26 protein-coding genes are annotated in these 24,957 nt (G+C 74.6%); 20 read left to right on the forward strand and 6 right to left on the reverse strand.

From position 1 onward, the window contains the following. The first annotated feature begins 252 nt into the window (after positions 1 to 252). Positions 253 to 1,581, forward strand: coding sequence for a hypothetical protein (locus GWJ10_RS12545; RefSeq protein ID WP_163187812.1), 1,329 nt, complete (start codon positions 253 to 255; stop codon positions 1,579 to 1,581). On the opposite strand, the gene GWJ10_RS12550 is transcribed toward GWJ10_RS12545, so the two are convergent. Continuing rightward, complete coding sequence (locus GWJ10_RS12550; protein WP_241005787.1) at positions 1,569 to 2,699, reverse strand: glycosyltransferase; 1,131 nt, start codon at positions 2,697 to 2,699, stop codon at positions 1,569 to 1,571. The two genes, GWJ10_RS12545 and GWJ10_RS12550, sit on opposite strands and share 13 nt — an antisense overlap. A 1-nt stretch (position 2,700) precedes the next feature. Continuing rightward, complete coding sequence (locus tag GWJ10_RS12555) at positions 2,701 to 3,174, reverse strand: COG0110: Acetyltransferase (isoleucine patch superfamily) (RefSeq protein WP_009863918.1); 474 nt, start codon at positions 3,172 to 3,174, stop codon at positions 2,701 to 2,703. Positions 3,175 to 3,310: 136 nt separating this feature from the next. On the opposite strand from GWJ10_RS12555, the gene GWJ10_RS12560 reads away from it, so the two are divergent. From GWJ10_RS12560 to GWJ10_RS12585, 6 genes are all read left to right on the forward strand, one after another. Continuing rightward, complete coding sequence (locus GWJ10_RS12560) at positions 3,311 to 4,735, forward strand: glycosyltransferase (protein ID WP_241005788.1); 1,425 nt, start codon at positions 3,311 to 3,313, stop codon at positions 4,733 to 4,735. Between the two features lie 41 nt (positions 4,736 to 4,776). After that, positions 4,777 to 5,805: a GDP-mannose 4,6-dehydratase gene (gene gmd / locus GWJ10_RS12565; RefSeq protein ID WP_061267240.1), complete on the forward strand. Its 1,029-nt coding sequence runs from the start codon at positions 4,777 to 4,779 to the stop codon at positions 5,803 to 5,805. After that, positions 5,802 to 6,782 carry a GDP-L-fucose synthase gene (locus tag GWJ10_RS12570; protein ID WP_241005789.1) on the forward strand — a complete coding sequence of 327 codons (981 nt, stop codon included), beginning with the start codon at positions 5,802 to 5,804 and terminating at the stop codon, positions 6,780 to 6,782. The genes gmd and GWJ10_RS12570 overlap by 4 nt, the downstream gene beginning before the upstream one ends. Before the next feature lie 94 nt (positions 6,783 to 6,876). Next, positions 6,877 to 8,586: a polysaccharide biosynthesis tyrosine autokinase gene (locus GWJ10_RS12575; RefSeq protein ID WP_241005790.1), complete on the forward strand. Its 1,710-nt coding sequence runs from the start codon at positions 6,877 to 6,879 to the stop codon at positions 8,584 to 8,586. Positions 8,587 to 8,670: 84 nt separating this feature from the next. Continuing rightward, positions 8,671 to 9,987: a UDP-glucose/GDP-mannose dehydrogenase family protein gene (locus GWJ10_RS12580; RefSeq protein WP_163187814.1), complete on the forward strand. Its 1,317-nt coding sequence runs from the start codon at positions 8,671 to 8,673 to the stop codon at positions 9,985 to 9,987. A 71-nt stretch (positions 9,988 to 10,058) separates the two neighbouring features. Further along, the gene (locus tag GWJ10_RS12585; RefSeq protein ID WP_163187816.1) at positions 10,059 to 10,589 is read left to right on the forward strand and encodes a CAP domain-containing protein; all 531 of its coding nucleotides are present in this window, start codon (positions 10,059 to 10,061) and stop codon (positions 10,587 to 10,589) included. A gap of 135 nt (positions 10,590 to 10,724) precedes the next feature. On the opposite strand, the gene GWJ10_RS12590 is transcribed toward GWJ10_RS12585, so the two are convergent. The 3 genes from GWJ10_RS12590 to GWJ10_RS12600 are packed head-to-tail and all read right to left on the reverse strand — an operon-like array spanning position 10,725 to position 12,680. Further along, positions 10,725 to 11,813, reverse strand: a complete 1,089-nt coding sequence (locus GWJ10_RS12590) for a hypothetical protein (protein WP_163187818.1) — start codon at positions 11,811 to 11,813, stop codon at positions 10,725 to 10,727. Beyond that, entirely contained in the window at positions 11,810 to 12,220 is a 411-nt protein-coding gene (locus tag GWJ10_RS12595) for a hypothetical protein (protein WP_163187820.1), read from the reverse strand. The genes GWJ10_RS12590 and GWJ10_RS12595 overlap by 4 nt, the downstream gene beginning before the upstream one ends. Next, entirely contained in the window at positions 12,213 to 12,680 is a 468-nt protein-coding gene (locus tag GWJ10_RS12600) for an XRE family transcriptional regulator (protein WP_163187822.1), read from the reverse strand. The genes GWJ10_RS12595 and GWJ10_RS12600 overlap by 8 nt, the downstream gene beginning before the upstream one ends. 181 nt (positions 12,681 to 12,861) lie before the next feature. Between GWJ10_RS12600 and GWJ10_RS12605 the strand changes: the two genes are divergently transcribed. The 9 genes from GWJ10_RS12605 to GWJ10_RS12645 all read left to right on the forward strand — a co-directional run bounded on the left by GWJ10_RS12605 (position 12,862) and on the right by GWJ10_RS12645 (position 21,138). Further along, positions 12,862 to 13,077, forward strand: coding sequence for a hypothetical protein (locus GWJ10_RS12605; protein ID WP_031316353.1), 216 nt, complete (start codon positions 12,862 to 12,864; stop codon positions 13,075 to 13,077). A 157-nt stretch (positions 13,078 to 13,234) separates the two neighbouring features. Next, a complete protein-coding gene (gene thrS, locus GWJ10_RS12610) occupies positions 13,235 to 15,235 on the forward strand; it encodes a threonine--tRNA ligase (protein WP_163187946.1) in 2,001 nt (666 codons plus the stop codon). 129 nt (positions 15,236 to 15,364) lie between these two features. Next, on the forward strand, positions 15,365 to 15,880 hold the full coding sequence (locus GWJ10_RS12615) for an HIT domain-containing protein (RefSeq protein ID WP_061267320.1): 516 nt from the start codon (positions 15,365 to 15,367) through the stop codon (positions 15,878 to 15,880). Next, the gene (gene pgsA / locus GWJ10_RS12620; protein WP_061267246.1) at positions 15,880 to 16,548 is read left to right on the forward strand and encodes a phosphatidylinositol phosphate synthase; all 669 of its coding nucleotides are present in this window, start codon (positions 15,880 to 15,882) and stop codon (positions 16,546 to 16,548) included. The genes GWJ10_RS12615 and pgsA overlap by 1 nt, the downstream gene beginning before the upstream one ends. Further along, positions 16,548 to 17,528 (forward strand): phosphatidylinositol mannoside acyltransferase, encoded by a 981-nt coding sequence (locus GWJ10_RS12625; RefSeq protein ID WP_061267247.1) that lies wholly within the window; start codon positions 16,548 to 16,550, stop codon positions 17,526 to 17,528. The genes pgsA and GWJ10_RS12625 overlap by 1 nt, the downstream gene beginning before the upstream one ends. Positions 17,529 to 17,530: 2 nt before the next feature. Further along, the gene (locus GWJ10_RS12630; protein ID WP_167496845.1) at positions 17,531 to 18,736 is read left to right on the forward strand and encodes a glycosyltransferase family 4 protein; all 1,206 of its coding nucleotides are present in this window, start codon (positions 17,531 to 17,533) and stop codon (positions 18,734 to 18,736) included. Further along, positions 18,733 to 19,383: a hypothetical protein gene (locus GWJ10_RS12635; protein ID WP_061267249.1), complete on the forward strand. Its 651-nt coding sequence runs from the start codon at positions 18,733 to 18,735 to the stop codon at positions 19,381 to 19,383. Before GWJ10_RS12630 ends, GWJ10_RS12635 begins: the two co-directional genes overlap by 4 nt. Before the next feature lie 190 nt (positions 19,384 to 19,573). After that, positions 19,574 to 20,515, forward strand: coding sequence for a pyridoxal 5'-phosphate synthase lyase subunit PdxS (pdxS, locus tag GWJ10_RS12640; protein ID WP_163187948.1), 942 nt, complete (start codon positions 19,574 to 19,576; stop codon positions 20,513 to 20,515). Between the two features lie 59 nt (positions 20,516 to 20,574). Then, positions 20,575 to 21,138: an NUDIX domain-containing protein gene (locus GWJ10_RS12645; RefSeq protein WP_144682658.1), complete on the forward strand. Its 564-nt coding sequence runs from the start codon at positions 20,575 to 20,577 to the stop codon at positions 21,136 to 21,138. Positions 21,139 to 21,144: 6 nt separating this feature from the next. On the opposite strand, the gene GWJ10_RS12650 is transcribed toward GWJ10_RS12645, so the two are convergent. Then, a complete protein-coding gene (locus GWJ10_RS12650; protein ID WP_163187824.1) occupies positions 21,145 to 21,816 on the reverse strand; it encodes a hypothetical protein in 672 nt (223 codons plus the stop codon). A gap of 83 nt (positions 21,817 to 21,899) precedes the next feature. On the opposite strand from GWJ10_RS12650, the gene pdxT reads away from it, so the two are divergent. The 4 genes from pdxT to ruvA all read left to right on the forward strand — a co-directional run bounded on the left by pdxT (position 21,900) and on the right by ruvA (position 24,957). Continuing rightward, the gene (gene pdxT / locus GWJ10_RS12655) at positions 21,900 to 22,562 is read left to right on the forward strand and encodes a pyridoxal 5'-phosphate synthase glutaminase subunit PdxT (RefSeq protein WP_076404917.1); all 663 of its coding nucleotides are present in this window, start codon (positions 21,900 to 21,902) and stop codon (positions 22,560 to 22,562) included. Positions 22,563 to 22,568: 6 nt separating this feature from the next. After that, the gene (locus tag GWJ10_RS12660) at positions 22,569 to 23,330 is read left to right on the forward strand and encodes a YebC/PmpR family DNA-binding transcriptional regulator (RefSeq protein ID WP_034654766.1); all 762 of its coding nucleotides are present in this window, start codon (positions 22,569 to 22,571) and stop codon (positions 23,328 to 23,330) included. A gap of 223 nt (positions 23,331 to 23,553) precedes the next feature. Continuing rightward, positions 23,554 to 24,123 carry a crossover junction endodeoxyribonuclease RuvC gene (gene ruvC, locus GWJ10_RS12665; RefSeq protein WP_034654762.1) on the forward strand — a complete coding sequence of 190 codons (570 nt, stop codon included), beginning with the start codon at positions 23,554 to 23,556 and terminating at the stop codon, positions 24,121 to 24,123. Between the two features lie 198 nt (positions 24,124 to 24,321). Further along, a complete protein-coding gene (gene ruvA, locus GWJ10_RS12670; RefSeq protein ID WP_043651863.1) occupies positions 24,322 to 24,957 on the forward strand; it encodes a Holliday junction branch migration protein RuvA in 636 nt (211 codons plus the stop codon).

Below are 24,957 nucleotides of genomic sequence, written 5' to 3' on the forward strand. Positions count from 1 at the left end.
GCAGGTATTTTCCGGCGCGGCGGTGGAAATGCGTACGAAGCGCTTCCACGCATTCTCGCGCGGGTGCGGCACGCGAGGTCACGGAGCCTGTTCCCGACAGCGGGACGGTACGCCGTCCGCACGCAGGGGAGGCCGCCCGCGGCCGCTTCGTGGGGCGCTCGGCGGGGCCGGTGCGGGACGTGACACGAGGACAGGTGATGGACTGTGCATGACCGTTCGATGGCTCGCGCTGTCCGGCCGCAAGGAGCCGCGGTGCGGCCTGGTCGCGTCGAGGACCGCGCCGGCGGCCGGGGCTCCTCCGGGCAGACGGGCGGATCCGGGCGCCCCGGCGGCAGCGTGGCGGAGAGCCGTGGGGGCTCGCGCGACCCCGTGCTGGCGCTGGCACGCGTGCTGCTGTACTGCGGGCTCGTCCTCGTCTCCCTGCTGGTCCTGCGGGTGGGCGTCGGAGTCACGGCGGGGGACGTCGTCCTGCTCGCGAGCCTCGCGCTGTGCCTTGCGGCGGTGGGGCGGCCGCCGACGCCTCATCCGTACGGCGCGTGGGCGCTGCCCGCGTGCCTCCTGCTCGTCGTCGGGGGCTGCCTCGCGACCGCGGGATCGCCGGCGCCCGTGGAGAGCCTCGTCAGCCTGCTGCGGGTGCTCTACGTCGCCCTGGCGCTCCCGTGGCAGCTCGCGGTCCTGCTCGACGACGAGCGACGCCTGCGCCGCGGGCTCGTCGCGTTCGGCGTCGGAGCCGCTGTCTGCTCGCTCGGCACGCTCGTGCAGTACGCGCTCGGGCCCGGGGCGATCCCGGGCGGCGTCGTCACGACGGCCGGGCGCTACACGGGGTTCACCGGGCACGTGAGCGACACGGGTGCCGTCGCGTCGCTCGCCGTGGTGATCGGCCTGTCCGGGCTGACGCGCGGCCTGGGGCGCCTGCAACGGCTCCTGCTCGTGGGCGTGGCGCTCTCGGGGATCGTCGGGCTCGTCCTCAGCGGCAGCGTGAGCGGCATGCTGGCGGCCGTCCTCGGGAGCGCGACGCTCCTCGTCCTGCGCGGGATCCCGCTCGGACGGGTCGCCGTCGCTGCGGTCGTCGCGGGCGCGGCGCTGTGGTTGGCGGGTGGCGTCCTCGGGGAGACGCAGGGTGCGCTGCGCCCCGCCGAGCGTGTCAAGCAGGTGCTCGGGCTCTCCGGCGGGGATGCGTCGCTCAACACGTCCGCGTCGCGGTGGGACACCATCGTGCTCGGTTGGCGCGGCTTCCTGGAGGAACCGTTCACCGGAGCGGGCCTGGACGCGCGGTCCTCCCTGGTGGTCGAGACGCTCGGCGTGCACAGCCTGCCGGTCGCGGCGCTGTACCAGGGCGGCGCGGTCTTCGCCCTCGGACTGCTCGGCTGCCTCGTCGTCGCGGTCGTCAGGGCCGTGCGGGCCGTGCCTCGGACGCCGATCCAGGTCCGGGTCCTCGCGGTGGGGGTCACGGCGCTCGTCTTCAGCGCCACGGCCCCCAGCCTGTACAACCGCTACCTGTGGGTCCCGGTCGCCCTCGTCGCCGCGGCTGCCGTGCTCGCGCCGGGGGACCGCCCGGGTCGCGAGGCTCACCGCGTGTAGGCCTGCTCCAGCTCCTCGGCCACGGTCTCCATCGAGTAGTCCTCGCGGACGAGCTCGCGGGCCCGCACGCCCGTCGCCCGGCGGTGGGCCGGGTCCTCGAGGAACGCCGCCACCGCGGCGACGAGGTCGTCGACGTCCTCGCCGACGACCGCCCCGGCGCCCGCACGCTCGACGGGCGCCGCCAGACCGCACGACCGCGTGACGACGACCGGGACCCCGCACGACATCGCCTCGAGCACGCTCATGGGGAACGGCTCGTCGACCGACGGCAGGACGTACAGCGCGGACCGGGCGAGGCGTCGCGCCGTCCGCTCGGGGGGCAGCGCGCCCTCCCACGTCACCCGGGCGCGAGCGTCGCCGGGCAGGTCGGCGATCCGCTCGCGCACCGCCGCGGCCTGACCCTCGTCGGGCCCGACGAGGGTGAACCGCGCCGTGGGAAAGCGGGCTGCGAGACGAGCCGCGGCCTCCACGAAGGCCAGGGGGCGCTTGCGCGCGTGCAGCCGCGCGAGGAACAGGACCTCCGGGTGGCGCGGGTCCGCGAGCGGCACCCCCTCGGCGGGCAGAGGCACTCCGTTGACGAGCCGGCGCACGGTCGCCGCGCGGCCGAAGAGCGTGCGCAGGCCGGCTTCCTCGACGGGGGTGAGCGCGAAGCTCGTGGACGCCCGGGCGACGACGCGACGGGTGAGGACGGCGTCGAGGGGTGCGGCGAACGGGTGCCCGGACGGCATGACCATGCCGTGCGTCTGCGTCACGAACGGCTTGCCCGAGCGGCTCCAGGCGGCGGCCGCCGGCAGGGTGACGAGGTCGCGTGCGAGATGGACGTGGGCGACGTCGGCGCGCGCACCGTGGGTGCGGATCCACCGCACCATCGCCGGAGCGGCGAGCCCCGCGAAGCCGGTGCCCGGGACGGCCCGCACCGCGGGGAAGGTGACGACGGGCACGCCGTCCCACGTCGTCGGGAGGCGGTCGAAGCCGGACGCCGCGGCGACCAGGACCGCGTCGTGGCCCCGCGCGCGCAGGGAGCGGACCTGGTTCGTCGCGACGCGGACCGGGCCGCCGTAGGCGCCGTCGGGCGTCAGGAGCGTGGCGACGTGCAGGACGCGCAGGCGGGGCGGCACGTCAGAACCGTGTGCGGTCGGAGAGCGACCGCCCGTCCCAGACCCCGCCGTCGGGCACCTCGCCACGGACGACGGACCCCGGTGTGACGAGCGCGGAGCGCCCGATCCGCGTGCCTCCGAGGACGACGCACCGCGCCGTGACCCACGCGCCCGGACCGACGTGCACCGGGGCCGTCACCAGCCCCATGTCCGTCCGGTGTCGGTGGCTGCCGGTGGTGACGAGGGTGTCCTGGGACAGCACGGCGTCGTGCCCGATCCAGACGTCGTCCTGGTTGTGGATCCAGACACCTTCACCGATCCAACAATTTGCTCCGACATGAATCTTCCATGGGAATCGCACGCGCGTACGAGGGCGGAAGACGACCCCCTCGCCGATGTGGGCACCGAAGGCGCGCAGCACCGCGACGCGCAGGCGCGAGCTGATCTGCCACGGGTTCGAGACGAACAGCAGCTCGGCCGCACCCCAGAGATACACGAGCGCGCCCGGGCGACCCCAGGACGTCTTTTCCCCGGGTGCCTCCGAGAGCGGTACGACCCGAATTCCGTCGCGTTCTTCCTGTGCTGTCATCTGCCCCCCAGCGAATGTGCCCGAACGTCGTTATCGTGAGTGCGTGAGCATCTCGGGAACGCGCATCCTGGTGATCGGCGCCAACTATGCCCCTGAACCTACCGGAAATGCGCCCTACACGTCGGCGCTGAGCCGTGCGCTCGTCGCGCGCGGCGCTCGGGTGCGCGTCGTGACGACCTACCCCCACTACCCGCAGTGGCGCGTGCGCGAGGGTGATCGAGGGTGGGCGCGCCGAGAGCGCATCGACGGCGTCGACGTGCTGCGCCTGCGGCACTACGTCCCGCGGTCGCCGACCTCGGCGCGCCGTCTGCTCGCCGAGCTGAGCTTCGGGGTGCGGTCTGCCGCGGTCCGCTGGCCCGACGCCGACGTCGTCCTGCTCGTCTCGCCCTCGCTGTTCGCGGCGGCCGTCGCGATGCTGCGCCTGCGGGCCGGCCGTGCCCTGGCCCCCCGCCGCGCGCGGAGGACGGCGCTCCCGGGGGCTGTCCTGTGGACCCAGGACCTCTACTCGCTCGGCGTCGCGGAGACCGGTACGGCCTCGGGTCTCGCTGCGCGGGCGGTGAGCGCCGTCGAGCGGTTCACCGCCCGCGGTGCGGACGGCGTGGTCGCCATCCACGAGAGCTTCGCGCGCCACCTCCGCGAGTCGCTCGGTGTCGACGCCGCTGCCCTGCGCGTCGTGCGCAACTGGACCCACCTCGCGGACGACGTGGAGCCTGCGGAGCGACCGGCCGTGCGCGCGGCCCACGGGTGGGCCCAGGACGAGACCGTCGTGCTGCACGCGGGGAACCAGGGGGTGAAGCAGGGGCTCGAGAACGTGGTCGAGGCGGCGCGCCGCGCCGACGCGCAGGGGGCTGCGGTGCGTTTCGTGCTCCTGGGGGACGGGAGCCGGCGGGCCGCCCTCGAGGCCGCCGGGGCAGGTGTCCGCAGCCTGCAGTTCCTCGACCCCCTGCCCGACACGCAGTTCCGTGCCGCGCTCCGTGCTGCGGACGTGCTGCTGGTCAACGAGCTCGCCGGGCTCGCGGAGATGTCCGTACCGAGCAAGCTCACGTCCTACTTCCACGCGGCGCGACCCGTGCTCGCCGCGTCGTCCGAGCGTTCGACGACCGCGGTGGAGATGCGCGCGTCCGGCGGGGGCGTCCGGGTCGACCCGGAGGACCCGCAGGCGCTCCTCGACGCCGCGCTCGTGCTCGCGGCCGACCCAGCACGGCGGGACCGTCTCGGGGCCGCGGGTCGTCGATACCGCGACGAGAGGCTCACGGAGGGCGCGGCGGTCGACGCGTTCGCGGCGGTCCTCGCCGCGACCGCCCGCCGCCCGGTCCCGGAGCCGCGCACGAGCGCGGTCGCGACGGACGCGACGGCCACCGCTGCCCTCGCCACCGCGACGACCACCGCGACCGCGGGCACCGGGGCTCGCGGCACCGCACGGGCGGCCGACGGCGCTCCCCGTGCCCCGGACGTCGCCCGCACGTAGCCATCGGCCGCCGCGCCGCCGCACACCACACGGGGGGAACCATGAAAAAGGCACTCATCTCGGGCATCACCGGACAGGACGGCTCCTACCTGGCGGAGCTCCTGCTCCGCAAGGGCTACGAGGTGCACGGCCTGATCCGCCGCGCCTCGACGTTCAACACGGCACGGATCGACCACCTCTACCAGGACCCGCACGAGGAGGGCGCGCGCCTCTTCCTGCACTACGCGGACCTGTCCGACGGCGCCCGGCTCGTCACGCTCCTCTCCCAGATCCGTCCCGACGAGGTCTACAACCTCGCGGCGCAGTCCCACGTGCGGGTGTCGTTCGACGAGCCCGAGCACACCGCGGACACGACCGGGACGGGCGCGATCCGGCTGCTCGAGGCGGTGCGGCTCGCGGGCGTGGACACGCGCTACTACCAGGCGTCGTCGTCCGAGCTGTTCGGGTCCACCCCGCCGCCGCAGGGCGAGACGACGCCGTTCCACCCGCGGTCGCCGTACGCGGCGGCCAAGCTCTACGCCTACTGGATCACGAAGAACTACCGCGAGGCGTACGGCATGTTCGCGGTCAACGGGATCCTGTTCAACCACGAGTCCCCGCGTCGCGGCGAGACGTTCGTGACACGCAAGATCACTCGCGCGGTCGCCGCGATCAAGGCCGGCCGGCAGCAGCACCTGTACCTGGGCAACCTGGACGCGGTCCGCGACTGGGGGTACGCGGCCGAGTACGTCGAAGGCATGTGGCGCATGCTGCAGGCCGAGACGCCGGACGACTACGTGCTCGCCACGGGGACGGGCCTCACGGTGCGCGACTTCCTCGAGGAGTCGTTCTCGCACGCAGGTCTCGACTGGGAGCAGCACGTGCGGTTCGACGAGCGCTACCTCCGTCCGGCGGAGGTCGACGCGCTCGTCGGCGACCCGAGCAAGGCCCACGCCGACCTCGGGTGGAAGGCCACGGTCGACGGCCGCGAGCTCGCCCGGATCATGGTGGACGCCGACCTGCAGGCGCTCGACCACGCGGGCTCGCCGTGGATCGACGAGGTGGCGCTCGCGACGTGGGACGCCGCGTGAGCGCGCAGGACCCGGTGGCCTTCGAGCCCGGACCGCTCGACCGCGACGCGGTCTTCTACGTCGCGGGCCACCGTGGGCTCGTCGGCTCCGCCGTCTGGCGCCGCCTCGAGGCGGCGGGGTTCGGTCGGCTCGTGGGCCGCACGTCGGCGGAGCTGGACCTCACCGACCGCGACGCCGTCTTCGAGCTCTTCCGCGCCGAGCGGCCGCGCTACGTCGTGCTCGCGGCGGCGAAGGTGGGCGGGATCCTCGCGAACGCGACGCACCCGGTGGACTTCCTCTCCGAGAACGTCCGCATCCAGGTCAACGTCCTGGACGCCGCGCGCGCGGTCGGGGTGGAGCGGCTGCTCTTCCTCGGGTCGTCGTGCATCTACCCGCGCCTCGCGCCCCAGCCGATCGTCGAGGAGTCGCTGCTCACGGGGCACCTCGAGCCGACGAACGACGCGTACGCGATCGCGAAGATCGCGGGCATCCTGCACGTGCAGGCGGTGCGCCGCCAGGACGGCCTGCCCTGGATCTCCGCGATGCCGACGAACCTCTACGGGCCGGGTGACAACTTCTCCCCGCAGGGCTCCCACGTGCTGCCCGCGCTGATCCGGCGCTACGACGAGGCGGTGCGCAACGGCTCGCGCGTGGTGACGAACTGGGGGACGGGGACGCCCCGGCGCGAGCTCCTGCACAGCGACGACCTGGCCGACGCGTGCCTGCACCTCCTCGAGCACTACGACGGCGCCGAGCACGTCAACGTGGGTACCGGCCACGACGTGACGATCCGAGAGATCGCGGCAGCGGTCGCGGACGTCGTCGGCTACGACGGCGAGACCCGGTGGGACACGTCGAAGCCGGACGGCACGCCGCAGAAGCTGCTCGACGTGTCGCGCCTGCGCGCGACCGGCTGGGAGGCGCGCACCGGGCTGCGCGAGGGCCTCGAACGGACCGTGGCGTGGTACCGCGAGCGGGCCGGGCTGGTGCGCGGATGACCCGCGCCGGCGCGGGTGCGCCCAGGCTCGCGACGGGCGAGGGGCTGTGCGAGATTGGGGCGGTCGTGGGTCGACGCTCAGGGGGAGCGGGCCGGTGAGGGGGACGACGATGGAGCTCAAGGACTACCTGCTCCTGCTGCGCAGGCGGTGGGTCACGGTCGCCGTCGCGGCGGCGCTCGGACTGGTGCTCGCGGGTGCCTACTCGTTGCTGAGCACACCGACGTACTCCGCGCGGTCCCAGGTCTACGTGTCCGTGCAGGGCTCCGACTCGACGACGGACCTCCTCCAGGGCTCGAACTTCACGGTGCGCCAGGTGAAGTCGTACATCGAGCTCGTGACGAGCCCGCGCGTCCTGGACCCCGTCGTCGACGAGCTGGGGCTCGCGGACGACGCGGCGTCCCTCGCCCAGCGCGTGCAGGCGGACTCGCCGCTCGACACGGCGCTCGTCAACGTCACCGCGACCGACGAGTCGCCCCAGCTCGCGGCAGAGATCGCGAACGCGACCGCGCGCTCGCTCGCCTCGGTCGTCGCCGAGCTCGAGACGCCGGTCGGCGGCGGGGACTCGCCGGTGCAGATCAGCACGGTCAGGGCGGCGTCCGTGCCGACGGCGCCCGCGTCGCCGAACCTGCGGCTCAACCTCGTGCTGGGGCTCGTGATCGGCCTCGCGGTCGGGGTCGCGGTGGCCGTGGTCCGCGAGCTGCTCGACACGCGCGTCCGGTCCACCGCCGACGTCGAGGACGTGACGGACGCGCCGGTGCTCGGCGTCATCGGGTACGAGGCCGACGCGCCGGAGCACCCGCTCATCGTGCAGGAGTCGCCGCAGGCGGTACGTGCCGAGGCGTTCCGACGGCTGCGTACCAACCTGCAGTTCCTCGAGCTCGGACCGGCGGCGCGCACGTACGTCATGACGTCCGCGCTGCCCGGCGAGGGCAAGACCACCACGAGCGTCAACCTCGCGATCACCCTCGCGGACGCCGGCCAGCGCGTCGTGCTCGTCGACGCCGACCTGCGCCGTCCCGCGGTCGCCCGGTACCTGGGCATCGAGGGGTCGGTCGGGCTCACGACGATCCTCATCGGCAAGGTCGCCGTGGAGGACGCGGTCCAGCCGTGGGGCAACGGGAACCTCGACGTCATCGCGTCGGGCCAGATCCCGCCGAACCCGAGCGAGCTGCTCGGTGGCGAGCCCATGGCGCAGCTCCTGGAGCGGCTCCGGACGGAGTACGACGTGATCGTCGTCGACACGCCCCCGCTTCTCCCGGTCACGGACGCGGCCATCCTCGCGAAGGGGGTCGGGGGAGCGATCGTCGTCGTCGGCGCGGGCACGGTGCACCGGAACCAGCTCGAGACTGCGCTGTCGGCACTCGGCACGGTGGGTGTGCGGCCGCTGGGCATCGTGGTGAACCGCGTGCCGGTCAAGGGGCCGGGCGCGGGCCCGTACGAGTACGGCTACTACGAGTACACGGCGGACGCCGCGGGGGAGGCCTCGCAGGGTCGCTCCGCACGGCGGTCGGCCGTGCGGGGAAGCCGGCACGCTCGCGGCGCGGCACGGCAGGCGGCTCCCGCGACCGGCACGGGGCCGTGGGCACCCGTCGCCTCGGAGGGTCCGGCCGGCGGGGCTCCGGCCGCGGAGGCAACGCGCGGTGCGGTGCCCGCCCCACCGCCGACGGGCGTCGCGACCGCCGTCGACGGCGCGCAGGCCGACCTCGGCCCGGGGCGCCCCGGGAGCGAGGCGGCGGTGGCGGTCGGGTCGCGCCCGGCGACGGGGACCTTCGACGAGGTGGTGCTGCCGCGCGAGCGGCGGTGAGGTGCAGGCCGCGGGCCGTGGCCCGGTCGCCCGGCGGCGGGACGGACGCGCGCGGCCATCGGCGGGACGAGCAGGGGGGACGGCATGAGGATCTCGGTGATCGGTTGCGGGTACCTGGGCGCGGTGCACGCCGCCTGCATGGCCCGGCTGGGGCACGACGTGGTGGGGGTGGACGTCGACGCGCGGAAGGTCGCGTCGCTGCGCGAGGGGCGGGCGCCGTTCTACGAGCCCGCGCTCGACGAGCTGCTCGCGGAGGCGCGCGCGTCGGGGCGCCTGACCTTCACGACCGACGTGGCCGAGGCCACGGACGCGGAGGTGCACTTCGTGTGCGTCGGGACGCCGCAGCGGGCCGACTCCTACGCCGCCGACCTGTCGTACGTCGACACCGCCTTCAGCGCGCTGCTGCCGCACCTGGCCGCAGACGCGGTCGTGGTGGGCAAGTCCACGGTGCCCGTCGGCACCGCGACACGCCTGGCGGCGGACCTCGCCGCGGCGGCGCCGGGCGCGACGCTCGTCTGGAACCCGGAGTTCCTGCGGGAGGGCTTCGCCGTCCAGGACACGCTGCGGCCGGACCGGCTCGTGTACGGCGTCCCCGACGACGCAGCGGGCGCACGGGCCGCCGAGGTGCTCGACGCCGTGTACGCCGCGGCGCTCGCGGACGGCACGCCGCGTCTCGTGGTGGACCGCGCGACGGCGGAGCTCGTCAAGGTCGCGGCGAACTCGTTCCTCGCCACGAAGATCTCGTTCATCAACGCGATGGCGGAGCTCTGCGAGGTCGCCGGGGGAGACGTCACCCTCCTCGCCGACGCGATCGGGCTCGACGAGCGCATCGGACGCCGGTTCCTCAACGCGGGCCTCGGCTTCGGCGGGGGCTGCCTGCCGAAGGACATCCGGGCGTTCATGGCGCGCGCCGAGGAGCTCCACGCCGACCCGGCGGTGAGCTTTCTGCGCGAGGTCGACTCGATCAACCTCCGGCGTCGCGAACGGATGGTCGACCTCACGGTCGGCGTCCTCGACGGCCGCCCGCTCGCGGGCGCGCGCATCGCGGTGCTGGGCGCGGCGTTCAAGCCCGACAGCGACGACGTGCGCGACTCGCCCGCGCTCGACGTGGCGGAGCGGCTCCACCAGCGCAGCGCGCGCGTCGTCGTCACCGACCCCCGCGCGCTCGCGAACGCGCGGGCCAAGGCGCCCGCCCTGGGCTTCGCGGAGACCGTCGAGGAGGCGGTGGACGGCGTGGACGCCGTGCTCGTCCTCACCGAGTGGCGCGAGTACCGCGAGCTGGACCCGGGAAAGCTGTTCGGCCTCGTCGCGGCTCCGCGCGTCGTCGACGGGCGCAACGCGCTCGACGCGAGGGCGTGGCGCGCCGCCGGCTGGACGTACCGCGCGCTCGGGCGGCAGTGAGCGCCGCGCGGCGTCCCCGGCGGCGCCCGTGGCTGCGCACCGCGCGGGGGGCCGCCCTCCTCGTCCTGGTGGTGACGCTCGGACCTCTGGCGGCGTGCTCGCCGGACGGCGACGCCGACCACCGGGAGAGCGGTGGTCCGGCGTCCGACCACCCGGCGACGGACGCGCCCGCCCAGGCCGCGCCCGGCGCCGTGCCTCCGTCGCCCGGTGCGTCGGGGGCGGCGGACCTCGACGAGTATGCCGCGGGCCTGCTGCGAGGGACGCAGGAGGTACGCCGGGACGAGGGGCTGCCCCCGCTCGACGAGAGCGCGTGCGCGATCTCCGCGGCTCGTTCGCGCGCCGCGGCGCTCGTCGGTGCGCCGCTGGAGCACGCGCCGCTCGACGAGGTCCTCGCCGCGTGCGACCCGCCGGCGGGGAGCGCGGCGGAGAACCTCAGCCGCACGGCCGCGGACCCCGCCGAGGTGGTGGACGCGTGGATGGCGTCGCACGGGCACCGGGCGAACCTGCTCGATCCGACGCTGACCTCGGTCGGCATCGCGTGCGCCGTCGACCCCGGCGCCGGGCCGGCGGAGGTCGTGTGCGCGCAGGTGTTCCTCGGTTGACGGCGCTGAACCGTTGAGATTTCAACTGTGAGGCACGTTGCGCCCCCGTGCGTCTGTCTGTAGGTTGAGCCCGCCCGCCGAGGCCCGGCGCGGGGGCAAGCGCGCAGGGGGAGCTTGGCGTCGGGCCCGGCGGGCTCAGACGCCCGCGAGGACGCGGGCCGTCCCTTCCGTGCTCGTCCGGTCGCGCAGCGCGCGGCCCAGCCGACGCAGCGCGTCGTCGTCCGCGAGCAGGTCGGACCAGTCGTCCGGGTCGACGCTCGGGGCGTCACCCCGGGCCCGCCGCGTCGCCGCGAGCTGGAGCTGGTAGGCGAGGATCACCTCGCGCGGGCTGCCGGGGACGGCGACGCGCACGTGGTCGACGTCGTCCCGACGCGAGTGCAGCGCGAGCGCGGCGAGGCCGTCGAAGATCTCGATGGTGCGGTGGTACTCGTCCACCGCCGCGCTGGACCCGGGGATGCCCCCGCCGCCCACGGTCGCCAGCACGAAGGCGTGCAGGTGCCCGAGATCGCGCCGGCGCTCGCGGGCGAACGCCGCCGACGACGCGAGCTGGCCCACGATGCCGACCGTCAGCAGGACGCTCGCCGCGAGCACGAGATACCGGGTGCGCACGCCGAGGACGAGGTACGGCTCGGCGCTGCCGGGCTCGTGCAGCAGCGCGGCCACGAAGCTGACGACGGCCCACACCATGGCGACGACCGCCCCGGCCGCCGCGACGTCCATGCCCCACCGCAGCCGCACGGGGCGGCGCGAGCGCGTGCGGACGCACGACACGGCGAACGTCGCGGTCGCCGCCACGAACGCGCCGTAGTACAGCGCGCGGTACACCCACATGAGCGGCCGGCCGGAGGCCTGGGCGTCGAGGTCGAGCGTCGTCCACGGTCCGCTCGCGGCCGCGAGCGCGACCATCACTCCGCCGACGAGACCGGCCGTGAGGGCCACGTACCGCGTCCGTGGCGCGTGCCCGGTCGTCGTGCTGTACGCCCACACGCCGACGAAGAGGCACCCGGCGACGAGCGCGACGTGCTTGGCGACCTCGTGCGTGCCGCCGGGGGCGTGCGTCTTGAGGAGCTCGGCCACGGCCGGGACCCGCAGCACGGACGCCACGGCGACGAACGCGAGGCCGAGCGGGAGAGCCGCGTCGGTGCCCGTGCGGGCACGCAGCGCCGTCCACGTCGCGGCGGTGGCGAACAGCGCCGTGGCGAGGAGGTCGAGCACCGGGCTCACCGGTAGAGCTCGAGGGACGTGAGGCGTGCGGCCGAGCTCCCGTGCGACGCGATGGAGATCATCAGCTCGCTCGCGAGGCGCTCGACCCGCTGCTCGGCGGGGTCGTCGTGCTCGTCGCGGCACCCGGCGGGGACCGGGCCCCGAGCGGGGCCGGGGCGGATCGAGTCGAGGACGTGCACGAGCTCGTGCGCGACGACGTGGTCGCGGTGCGGTCCGGGGAGCGTCTGGCGGGCGTCGACGAGGACGAGGTCGCGCTCGGGGAACGCGAGCCAGAGGCCGGTGACGCCGGGGCCGAGGTCGCCCTCGACGACCTCGAGCGGCTTGCCGCGGGCCGCGGCGACGAGGCGGCACGCCTCCTCGATGCTGCGGGCGCGGTCGAGGCCCGCGGCGCGCAGGAGGTCATCCACGGTCGGCCCCCGGTGCAGGAGGATGCTCGTTCGGCGTGCCGGGCGGTGCCACCGGAGGGAGGTGCTCGAGGCTGCGTACGCGGTCGACGATCTCGATGATGGCGCGGACGTTCTCGGGCGACAGCCCCTGGGCGCGCAGCGCGAACTGCTCCACGCCCTCGTCGGCGAGCGCGGCGCGCAGGCGGTCGTCGGGGCTCTCCTCGGGGTCGACGAGGCTCCCGGTGCTGACCCCGAAGAACGCGGCGATGCCCTCGACGACGCGCAGGCTGGGCGACGAGCGGTGCCCGCCGCGCAGGGCGCTGAGGTACGCCTCGTTGATCGAGTAGCCGCGCTCCGTCATCCAGTGGGCGGCCTCCCGGTTGGTCACGGGACGCCCGCCGCGGCCGCGCGCGAAGAGCTCGTTGAGCCGGTGCCGGAAGACGCGCGCGGTGCGCTCCCCGGGTGCCACGTCGTCGTCCATGGGCCGATTCTGGCAGGCCCGGACCGCGCGTGCGCCGGTCCGGGTCGGCGGGTCACGCGGGTCGTGGCCCCTGCCCGTGCCCCGTCGCGCGACGTGGTGGCGCCGGGTAGCGTTTCGTGCGGGCGCGGGACGGCCGCCGCCCGGCGCGGGACGCGCGCACCACGACCCCGAGGGAGCCGGTATGAGCGAGCAGACACCGAAGGACCGGGGCGGACTCGGCGACCTCCTCGGCAAGGCCAAGGAGTTCATGACCGAGGAGCGCATCGACAAGGCCAAGGAGTTCATGACCGACGAGCGCATCGACGAGGTCGCGGGAAAGATCAAGTCGGTCGCCCCGGACTCCGTCGACCGGCACGTCGACACCCTCGCCGAGAAGGCGAAGAAGGCCAACGACTGACCTGCGGGTCGGTACGATCGAGGGGCGCCGTCCACGACGGCGCCCTTCGTGCTGTCGGGGACGCCCCGGCGCCGGAGGACCTGACCGGGCGCCGCGGGCGCCTCCTGCCACAGAACGGAGCACGGACGTGTCTGACGTCGTCTCGTCACCACTCACCATCACCCTCGACGCGGAGGAGACCACGGTGACGACGGGCACGACGGGCACGGACCTGTTCGCGTCGCGTCGCGACGTCGTCGTGATCCGCGTGAACGGGGAGCTCAAGGACCTCGACACGCCGGTCGCGGACGGCGACGTGGTCGAGGGCGTGACGATCGACTCGCCCGACGGCCTCGCGGTGCTGCGGCACTCGGCCGCGCACGTGCTCGCACAGGCCGTCCAGCAGGTCAACCCGGACGCGAAGCTGGGCATCGGCCCGCCGATCACGGACGGGTTCTACTACGACTTCGACGTCGAGACGCCGTTCACCCCCGAGGACCTCAAGGCGCTCGACAAGGCGATGTCGCGCATCATCAAGGAGGGCCAGACCTTCCGCCGCCGCGTGGTCACCGAGGACGAGGCGCGCGCCGAGCTCGCGCACGAGCCGTACAAGCTCGAGCTCATCGGGCTCAAGGGCTCCGGCACCGCGGACGACACCGAGGGCGCGAACGTCGAGGTCGGCGGCGGCGAGCTGACGATCTACGACAACGTGCGCGGCGCCGGGCGCGAGAGCGAGACGGTGGTCTGGAAGGACCTGTGCCGTGGCCCGCACCTGCCGAGCACGCGCCTGATCGGCAACGGCTACCAGCTCATGCGCTCGGCCGCGGCCTACTGGCGCGGCAGCGAGAAGAACCCGCAGCTCCAGCGCATCTACGGCACGGCGTGGCCGACGAAGGACGAGCTCAAGGCGTACCTCGAGCGGCTCGCGGAGGCGGAGCGGCGCGACCACCGTCGGCTCGGCAACGAGCTCGACCTGTTCTCCTTCCCGGAGGAGATCGGCTCGGGCCTGCCCGTGTTCCACCCCAACGGCGCGACGATCCGCATGGAGATGGAGGAGTACTCGCGCAAGCGGCACGTCGAGGCCGGCTACTCGTTCGTCAGCACGCCGCACATCACCAAGGCGAACCTGTTCCAGACGTCGCGCCACCTCGACTGGTACGCCGACGGCATGTACCCGCCGATGCACCTGGACGAGGAGCTCGACGACGACGGCAACGTCAAGCGGGCGGGCCAGGACTACTACCTCAAGCCGATGAACTGCCCGATGCACAACCTCGTGTACCGCTCGCGCGGGCGGTCGTACCGCGAGCTGCCGCTGCGGCTGTTCGAGTTCGGCACGGTGTACCGCTACGAGAAGTCGGGCGTCGTGCACGGGCTCACGCGGGCGCGCGGCTTCACGCAGGACGACGCGCACATCTACACCACGCGCGAGCAGATGCGCGACGAGCTGGGCTCGCTGCTCTCCTTCGTGCTGGACCTCCTGCGCGACTACGGGCTCGACGACTTCTACCTCGAGCTGTCGACGCGCGACCCCGAGAAGTCGGTGGGCGACGACGCCACGTGGGAGGAGGCGACCGAGGTCCTGCGCCAGGTCGCGACGGAGTCGGGCCTCGAGCTCGTCGCCGACCCGGGCGGCGCGGCGTTCTACGGCCCCAAGATCTCGGTCCAGGCGAAGGACGCGATCGGCCGCACGTGGCAGCTCTCGACGATCCAGCTCGACTTCTTCGAGCCGGAGCTGTTCGAGCTCGAGTACACGGCGTCCGACGGCACGCGCCAGCGTCCCGTGATGATCCACCGCGCGCTGTTCGGCTCGATCGAGCGGTTCTTCGGCATCCTCGTCGAGCACTACGCCGGCGCGTTCCCCGCGTGGCTCGCGCCCGTCCAGGTCATGGCGGTCCCCGTCGCGGAGCCGTTCAACGACTACGTGGCCGACGTCGTCGCGCAGCTCAGGGCGCAGGGGATCCGCGCGGAGGTCGACTACTCGGACGACCGGTTCGGCAAGAAGATCCGCAACGCGAGCACGCGCAAGGTGCCCTTCGTCCTCATCGCGGGCGGCGAGGATGCCGAGGCGGGCGCCGTGTCGTTCCGTTACCGGGACGGCCGCCAGGACAACGGCGTGCCCGTCGCCGAGGCCGTCGAGCGGATCGTCTCCGCCGTGCGCGACCGCGTCCAGGTCTGACGGCGCGTGAGCGACGAGCGCACGGGGGCACCCGGCGCGGCCGACGAGGCCGCGCCGGGCGCCGCACCCGACCCCGCGACCGGTGCGACGGTCGAGACGTCGGACGCGCACCCACGGTTCGACGACGGCCTGGACCGGCTCTGGACGCCGCACCGCATGGTGTACATCGGCGGGCAGGACAAGCCCGCTGACGACTCGCGCGGCGAGTGCCCGTTCTGCCGCGTGCCGGACCGCACGGACGAGGACGGGCTGATCGTCGCGCGCGGCCGGACGGCGTACGTCGTGCTCAACCTCTACCCGTACAACCCGGGCCACCTCATGGTCGTGCCGTACCGGCACGTCTCCGACTACACGGACCTCACGGAGGCCGAGACGGTCGAGGTCGCGCACCTCACGCAGACGGCCATGCGGGTCGTGCGCGCGGTGTCCGCGCCCGACGGCTTCAACCTCGGCATGAACCAGGGCGCGGTCGCGGGCGCGGGCATCGCCGCGCACCTGCACCAGCACGTCGTGCCGCGCTGGGCGGGGGACGCGAACTTCCTGCCGATCGTCGCGCAGACGAAGGCCGTGCCGGAGCTGCTCTCCGACACGCGGGCGCGGCTCGCGGACGCGTGGCCGACCACCGGCGAGGGGGACGACGCCTGATGTTCGGTCGTCTGCGCGCGCTCACCACGCGCCTGTTCACGCCGCTCGCCGCGTTCCTCCTGCGCGTCGGGGTGAGCCCGGACGCGGTGACCGTCACCGGGACGCTCGGCGTCGTCGTCGGCGCGCTGTGGCTCTTCCCCACGGGCCACCTCTTCGCCGGGGTCATGGTCGTCATGGTCTGCGCCTTCGCCGACGTGCTCGACGGCGTCATGGCGCGCCGCGCCGGCCGGTCGGGCCCCTGGGGCGCGTTCCTCGACTCGACGCTCGACCGGCTCGCCGACGCCGCCGTGTTCGTCGGGCTCACGCTGTGGTTCGTCCGCGCCGACGACCCGCGCCTCACGCCCGACCTTGCCGCGTGGGGGACCGTCGTCGCGCTCGCGTGCCTCGCGCTCGGCGCCGTCGTGCCGTACGCGCGGGCCCGCGCCGAGAGCGTCGGCATGACCGCGCAGGTCGGGATCGCCGAGCGTGCCGACCGCCTCGTCGCGGCCCTCGTCGCCGCCGGGCTCGTCGGCCTCGGCCTGCCACCCGTCGTGCTCGTCGTGGTGCTCGGCCTGCTCGCGCTCGCGAGCGCGGTGACGGTCGTGCAGCGCGTCGCGACGGTGCGCCGCCAGGCGCTCGCCCTCTCCGCGAGCGCCTCCCGGACCGACGACACGGAGGACGGTCGCTGATGGCCCTCGACGCCGGCAAGGCGTTCACGTTCGCCTGGCGCAACGCGCGCAAGGTGCCCGACCCGCTGCTGCGCGGGCTGTTCGACGCGATCGCCGACGTGACGTGGCTCCTGCACGGCGGGGGAGTGCGCCAGCTCGAGCGCAACCTCGCGCGCGTCCGGCCCGGGCTCTCGCCGCGCGCCCTGCGCCGGCTCTCGCGCGCGGGCATGCGGTCGTACATGCGGTACTACCGGGAGGCCTTCACGCTCCCCGCCTGGACGCCGGAGCAGGTCGAGGCGCGCGTGCGGCTCGTCGGGTACGAGAACCTGGCTGAGCACCTCGACGGCGACCGGAGCCCGGTGCTCGCGCTGTCCCACCAGGGCAACTGGGACCTCGCGGGCGCGTACGCGACCCCGCACATCGCGCCCGTGCTCACGGTCGCGGAGCGGCTGAAGCCCGACGAGCTGTTCGAGGAGTTTCTCGCGTTCCGCACCGGGCTCGGGCTCGAGATCCTCGCGCTCGGCGACGGCGACGTCTTCCGCGACCTGGTGCGCGGCGCGAGCCGGCCGGGGAAGATCATCCCGTTGCTCGCCGACCGCGACCTCACCCACCGCGGCGTCGAGGTCGACCTCTTCGGCGAGCGGGCGCGGGTCGCGGCCGGGCCCGCGGCGCTCGCCGTGAGCACGGGCGCGCCGCTCGTGCCGGCCGGCATCCACTACGAGCGGCTGCGCGGGGAGCGGCGCCGGGCCGCGGGCTCGCCCTGGGGCCTGGTCATCCGCTTCTTCCCGCGCGTCGAGATCGCGACGGACGTCCCGCGCGCCCAGCGAGTGGCCGCGGCGACGCAGTCCTGGGTCGACGCGCTGAGCGTCGCGATCCGCGAGCACCCGCAGGACTGGCACATGCTCCAGAAGGTGTTCGTCGACGACCTCGACCCCGAGCGCTACGCGCGCACGCGCGCCGCGGCGGGCGAGCCGGCCCCGGGCGCGGAGCGTGCCGCATGAGCCTGCGCGTGGGCATCGTGTGCCCCTACTCGTTCGACGCCCCCGGCGGCGTGCAGTTCCACGTCCGCGACCTCGCCGAGGCGCTCATGGCGCGGGGCCACGAGGTCTCCGTGCTCGCCCCGGCCGACGACGACACGCCCGTCCCGGACTACCTCACCTCCGCCGGCGGTGCGGTGCCGGTGCGCTACAACGGCTCGGTCGCGCGGCTCACGTTCGGCCCGCGCACGGCGGGCCGCGTGCGCCGGTGGCTCGACGCCGGACGGTTCGACGTGCTGCACCTGCACGAGCCCGTGACGCCCTCGCTGAGCATGCTCGCGCTCTGGATCGCGCAGGGCCCGATCGTCGCGACGTTCCACACGTCGCTCGTGCGCTCGCGCGCGCTCCAGGTCGCCTACCCGCTCGTGCGGCAGAGCCTGGAGAAGATCGACGCGCGCATCGCCGTCTCGGAGGACGCGCGGCGCACGCTGGTGGACCACCTGGGCGGGGACGCCGTCGTCATCCCCAACGGCGTGTACGTCGACACGTTCGCCGACGCCGTGCCGAGCCCGGCCTGGCAGGGCACGCCCGAGGCGCCGACGATCGCGTTCCTCGGGCGCCTCGACGAGCCGCGCAAGGGCCTGCCCGTCCTGACGGCAGCGATCCCGCGGATCCTCGAGCAGCTCCCCGGCGCGCGGTTCCTCGTCGCCGGGCGCGGCGACGACGGTCGGGACGCCGCGATCGAGGCGCTCGGCGCGCACGCGTCCTCCGTCGAGTTCCTCGGTGGTGTGAGCGACGAGGACAAGGCGAGCCTGCTCGCGTCGGTGGACCTCTACATCGCCCCGCAGACCGGGGGCGAGAGCTTCGGGATCGTCCTCGTGGAGGCGATGAGCGCCGGGGCGTGCGTCGTCGCGAGCGACCTCGGCGCGTTCCGCCGCGTGCTCGACGACGGCGCCGCGGGCGTGCTGTTCCCCGTCGGCGACCCCGAGGCGCTGGCCCGGGCGGTGGTCGACGTCCTCGCGGACCCCGACGCCCGTGCCGCGCACCGGGCGCGTGCGGCCGAGTTCGTGCGGCGGTTCGACTGGTCCGCGGTGACCGACCAGGTCTCCGCGGTGTACGACATGGTGCTCGCGGCGTCCGAGGCGGTCATCCCCGTGCACGAGGACCCGCGCTCGCGCCGCGGCGGGCGGTTGCTGGGCCGCGCCCGCGAGGAGGAGGTGGGTCGCCCGTGACCTGGTCCGAGACCGCCGTCCTCGTCCTCGTCGTCGCGGCCCTGGCCGCGTGGCTGCTGTGGGTCGCCGCGTCGCGGCTCGACCGCCTCCACCGCAAGGTCATGGCGTCGAGGCTCGCGCTGGACGCCCAGCTCGTGCGCCGCGCGTCGGCCGCCGTGGACCTCGCGGCGTCCGGCGAGCTCGACCCCGCGAGCTCCGTCCTCGTCGCCGAGGCGGCGCACGCCGTCCTCGACGACGACGCCGACGCGCGCCGGCTCCGCGAGCAGGTGCCCGGCCTCGTGCCGGCGGACGGCCCGCGGCCCCGGCGCCTGCTGGGCGGCATGGCGGAGTCGCGCGCCCTCGCGGAGAGCGACCTCACCGCGACGCTGCGCTCCGCGCTGGAGGACGCCGACGACCTCGCCGAGGTGCGGTCGGTCCCCGCCGGCGACGAGCTGCTCGCCACGCTGTCCGCCGCGTGGTACCGCGCCCAGCTCGCGCGCCGCTTCCACAACGAGGCCGTCGCCCAGGCGCTGCGCGTGCGCAGCAAGTGGTGGGTGCGTCTGTTCCACCTCGCGGGCCACGCGCCGATGCCCGTCACGGTCGAGCTCGACGATGCGGCGCCCGACGCGCTCGTGCGCCCTGTCGCCACCGCGGCCACGCCCGACTGAGCGTCGGCTCTCGCGGGTCGTACCGGGCTCGGCGGCCGCTCCCGGCCGGTCCGGGGACCGGGGCCGTGGACGGCCCGACGTTAGGATGGGGAGCGCGTGGGAGCATGTGCCGTCGAGCCTGTTCGACGGCGTCCGCGCGCGATCGCGCGACGTTCCCCTGACCTGAAGGTGTGAGGTACCGGTGACCAACGTGGCCGACCAGAACGTCCCTGCCGAGAGCGCCCCGGGCGCCGCGACCGCGGAGGGTGCCGGCGCGGTCGGCACCGCGAGGGTCAAGCGGGGGATGGCGGAGATGCTCAAGGGCGGCGTCATCATGGACGTCGTCACGCCCGAGCAGGCGAAGATCGCCGAGGACGCCGGGGCCGTGGCGGTCATGGCGCTCGAGCGCGTTCCCGCTGACATCCGCGCGCAGGGCGGAGTCTCGCGCATGTCCGACCCGGACATGATCGACGGGATCATCGAGGCCGTCTCCATCCCCGTGATGGCCAAGGCGCGCATCGGCCACTTCGTCGAGGCGCAGGTGCTCCAGTCGCTCGGCGTGGACTACGTCGACGAGTCCGAGGTCCTCACGCCGGCGGACTACTCCAACCACATCGACAAGTGGCAGTTCACCGTCCCGTTCGTGTGCGGGGCGACCAACCTCGGCGAGGCGCTGCGCCGCATCACCGAGGGCGCCGCGATGATCCGCTCCAAGGGCGAGGCCGGCACGGGCGACGTCTCCAACGCGACCACGCACATGCGCACCATCCGCGGGGAGATCCGCCGCCTCACGTCGCTCCCCGAGGACGAGCTGTTCGTCGCCGCGAAGGAGCTCCAGGCGCCGTACGAGCTCGTCAAGGAGGTCGCCGCGACCGGCAAGCTCCCGGTCGTCATGTTCACCGCCGGCGGGATCGCGACCCCGGCCGACGCCGCGATGATGATGCAGCTCGGCGCCGAGGGCGTGTTCGTGGGATCGGGCATCTTCAAGTCCGGCAACCCCGCCCAGCGCGCGGCCGCCATCGTCAAGGCGACGACGTTCTACGACGACCCCGACGTGGTCGCCAAGGTCTCGCGCGGTCTCGGCGAGGCGATGGTCGGCATCAACGTCGACGACATCCCCGTCCCGCACCGTCTGGCCGAGCGCGGCTGGTGACCGACCGCCGCGCGTCGCAGCCGTCCGTCGTCGTGCCGACGACGGACGGCTGAGCCGTCGTGGCCGAGGCCGCCGGAGCGCCGTCGTCCCTGGGCCCCGACTGGGTGCTCGGGGACGACGGCCTGTACTTCCGCCGCGGCGCGCGCGTGCTGCTCCTCGACGACGCCGACCGGATCCTCCTCGCACGCGGGCACGACGTCGACCAGCCCGAGCGCTCGTGGTGGTTCACGATCGGCGGGGGAGTGGACCCGGGCGAGAGCGACGTCGACGCCGCGCTGCGCGAGGTCCGCGAGGAGACGGGCCTGCGTCTGGACCCGGGCGCGCTCGTCGGCCCGGTGTACACGCGCAGCGCGATCTTCGACTTCTACCGGCAGCACTGCCGCCAGGACGAGGTGCTGTTCCTCGCGCGCGTCACGGGGGCGGACCGCGACGGCGGGCTGAGCCGCGACGGGTGGACCGACGTCGAGCTCGACGTCGTCGACGAGATGCGCTGGTGGGCGCTCGACGACCTGCGCGGCGTCCAGATCGAGGTCTTCCCCGAAGGGCTGCCCGACCTCGTCGCACCGCTGCTGCGCGGGTGGGACGGCGTGACGCGGCACCTCGGCACGGCGCGCGCGGACTGACCGGCGCTACGCCCGGCGGGCGATCACCCGCCACACGATCCCGCCGACGAGCAGTCCCGCGCCCAGCAGCCCGCCGCCGATCGCGACGAACCACAGCACGATCGTGCCGCCGAGCGTCGCGAAGAACGTGCCGAAGCGCCAGCCCTCGGTGACGACGAACGTCGTGCCCGCGGGCGCTGCGCCCTGCGCGACGGCCACCGTGCACGTCCCGGACGCGGGCGGCGTGACCTCGGCCACCGTCGTCGCCTGGGAGGAGCCCAGGCCGGAGCTGCCGGACACCGACGGGGCGCTCACCGTGAGGTCGCCGTCGGCGCAGGTCACGGTCACGTCCTCGACGTCGAGGCCCGCGCCGTCCGAGGACCCCGCGCTCCCCACCGCCCAGATGCTGTACGGCTGGCCGCCCGTGACCTCGAGCTCCGCCTCGCCCGGCACGTCGCCCGACGCGAGCGCCGCCGACCCGGGCCGACCCGCGCCGTCGATCACGCCGGTCGGCAGCGCCCGGACGAACGTCGTGACGCCGAGGACCCCCGCCACGAGCGCGAGCACGAGCACGACGGCGCCGACCACGATCATCGTCGTGGCGCCGCGCGTGCTGCGCGGGGGCCGCGGCGCCGCCCCGGGGTACGGCGCCGGACCGGGCGCGGGGTAGGGCTGGCCGGGGGCGGGCGGGTACGTCACGACGGCGAGGCTAGCAACCGTGGGCGCGGCCGGAGGCCCACCGCGGGACAAGCGGCGGAGCCGCCGACGTATCATTCCCCTTCGTGACGATCACGATCGGTGTCCTCGCCCTCCAGGGCGACGTGCGCGAGCACCGCGCCGCGCTCGAGGCCGCGGGCGCCCGCACGGTCGGCGTCCGCCGCCCCGAGGAGCTCGCCGCGGTCGACGGGCTCGTGCTCCCTGGCGGCGAGTCGACGACCATCGACAAGCTCCTGCGCATCTTCGAGCTCGACGAGCCGCTGCGCGCGCGCATCGCCGAGGGCCTGCCCGTCTACGGCTCGTGCGCCGGCATGATCCTGCTCGCCGACCGCATCCTGGGCGGCACCGCCGACCAGCGCACCATCGGCGGGCTCGACGTGACGGTCCGGCGCAACGCGTTCGGCCGGCAGGTCGACTCGTTCGAGACCGACCTCGCGTTCGCGGGTCTGGCGCCGGCGGACGACGGGCGCGACGGCGCACCGAGACCGGGCCAGGACGAGGACGCGGTGCACGCCGTGTTCATCCGGGCGCCCTGGGTCGAGGAGGCCGGGCCCGGGGTCGAGGTGCTCGCACGGATCCCCGAGCACGGCGCACCCGGCATCCCGGCGGCTGCCGCCGGTAGGATCGTCGCAGTCCAGCAGGGATCGCTGCTCGCCACCTCGTTCCACCCGGAGATCTCCGGGGACGCGCGCGTGCACGAGCTGTTCGTCAGAATCGCGAAGGGGTAGGAACGCATGTCAGGGCACTCCAAGTGGGCCACGACCAAGCACAAGAAGGCGGCCATCGACGCCAAGCGCGGCAAGCTCTTCGCGAAGCTCATCAAGAACATCGAGGTCGCGGCGCGCACGGGCGGCGGTGACCCCGCGGGCAACCCGACGCTGTTCGACGCCATCCAGAAGGCGAAGAAGTCGTCGGTCCCCAACGACAACATCGACCGCGCCGTCAAGCGCGGCTCGGGCACCGGCGCCGACGCCGTCGACTACCAGACGATCATGTACGAGGGCTACGGCCCCAACGGCATCGCCGTCCTGGTCGAGTGCCTCACCGACAACAAGAACCGCGCGGCCTCCGAGGTCCGCCTCGCGTTCAGCCGCAACGGCGGCAACCTCGCCGACCCGGGCTCCGTGTCCTACCTCTTCGCGCGCAAGGGCCTCGTCGTCGTGCCGAAGGCGGAGGGCGTGACCGAGGACGACGTCATGCTCGCCGCGCTCGAGGCGGGGGCCGAGGAGGTCACCGACTCCGGCGACGTCATCGAGGTGCTGTCCGAGGCGAGCGACCTCGTCGCCGTGCGCAGCGCGATCCAGGAGGCGGGGATCGAGTACGACTCCGCCGACTCGATCTGGCACCCGTCGATGGAGGTCGAGGTCGACGCCGAGGGCGCGCGCAAGATCCTGCGCCTCATCGACGCGCTCGAGGACAGCGACGACGTGCAGAACGTCTACGCCAACTTCGACGCGTCGGACGAGGTCATGGCGGAGCTCGAGAACGACGACTGATCCCGTCGGCTCGGTCACCGAGACCGACGACGTGGTCCCCCTGGGGTGGCGGGGCGGGTGAGGCGCGCGCGGTCTACCATCCGCGGTGCTCGTCCCTCGCGCCGCTCCCGCCAGGCCCGCCACGACCGCGCGCACCTCACCCGCCCCGCCGGTGTCGGCTCGCCGTGGTCGGCGGCCCGCGAGGCGGACGGGTTCCGTGGTCGGGTCGTGGGAGGGTACTGGGGTGCGCGTTCTCGGAGTGGATCCTGGGCTGACCCGGTGCGGTGTCGGGGTGGTGGACTCCGCGCGGGGGCGGCGGGCCGAGCTCGTCGCGGTCGGGGTGATCCGGACGGACCCGGAGCTGAGCGTGGACCTGCGGCTGCTGCGGATCGCGGAGCGGCTCGACGCGTGGTTCGACGAGCACGTGCCCGACGTCGTGGCGGTCGAGCGCGTGTTCGCGCAGCACAACGTCGGGACGGTCATGGGGACCGCGCAGGCCGCGGGCATCGCGATGGTCGGGGCCGCGAAGCGGGGCGTCCCCGTCGCGCTGCACACGCCGTCGGAGGTCAAGGCCGCGGTCACGGGGAGCGGACGCGCCGGCAAGGAGCAGGTCCAGCGCATGGTCGCGGGGATCCTCGGCCTCGCGGAGCCGCCGAAGCCCGCGGACGCGGCCGACGCGCTCGCGCTCGCGATCTGCCACCTGTGGCGCCCCGCGGGCGCCCTGCAGGGCGGCGAGCGGCACGAGCTCACGGCCGCCCAGCGCGCCTGGGCGGCCGCCGAGCACGCGGCGAAGGGACGGCGCGCGCCGCGCTAGCGGCGACGCTGCCGCCGGTCGTGCCGGTGGGGGTGCCGGCGGTCCGTGTCGGTCGGTCGGCGGGTGGGCGGCCCTTGCTAGAGTGACCGCGGTCGTACGGGTGTTCGACGCGCCTCTCGGTGCGCGGCCCGACGGCGGTCCTCGGGGCCGGCGGACCATCGGACCAGGCCGGGGCTGCCGGCCGGGAGAGGAGCCTGCGTGATCGCGTCCCTGAGCGGTGTCGTGGCGAGCGTCCAGCTCGACCGCGCCGTGCTCGAGGTCGGAGGAGTGGGCTACCTCGTCCACGCCACGCCCGCCACGCTCGCCGGCCTGCGCGTCGGGGAGACGGCGCGCCTCGCGACGAGCCTCGTCGTGCGCGAGGACTCGTTCACGCTCTACGGCTTCGCCGACGACGACGAGCGCGCCGTCTTCGAGACCGTCCAGACCGTGAGCGGCGTCGGTCCGCGCCTCGCGCTCGCGATGCTCGCCGTGCACACGCCCGACGGCCTGCGTCGTGCGGTCGCGGGCGCCGACATCGCCGCGCTCGTGCGCGTCCCGGGCATCGGCAACAAGGGCGCGCAGCGGATCGCGCTCGAGCTCGGCGACAAGCTCGGCCCGCCCACGGGCGCCGACGCTCCCGAGGCGGGATCGACCGCCTCGGCGTCGGCGCCGCGTCCGGAGGACCGGCGCGACCAGGTGGTCGAGGCGCTCGTCGGGCTCGGCTGGAACCTCAAGGCCGCCGACGACGCGGTGTCCACCGTGCTCGCCGAGGCAGGCGTCGACGTCGTCGAGGCACCCGACGTGGCGGGCGCGCTGCGTGCCGCGCTGCGGGTGCTCGGCGGGCCGAGGAGCTGA

Source organism: Cellulosimicrobium sp. SL-1 (genome assembly GCF_011033075.1).
Taxonomy (GTDB): Bacteria; Actinomycetota; Actinomycetes; order Actinomycetales; family Cellulomonadaceae; genus Cellulosimicrobium; species Cellulosimicrobium funkei.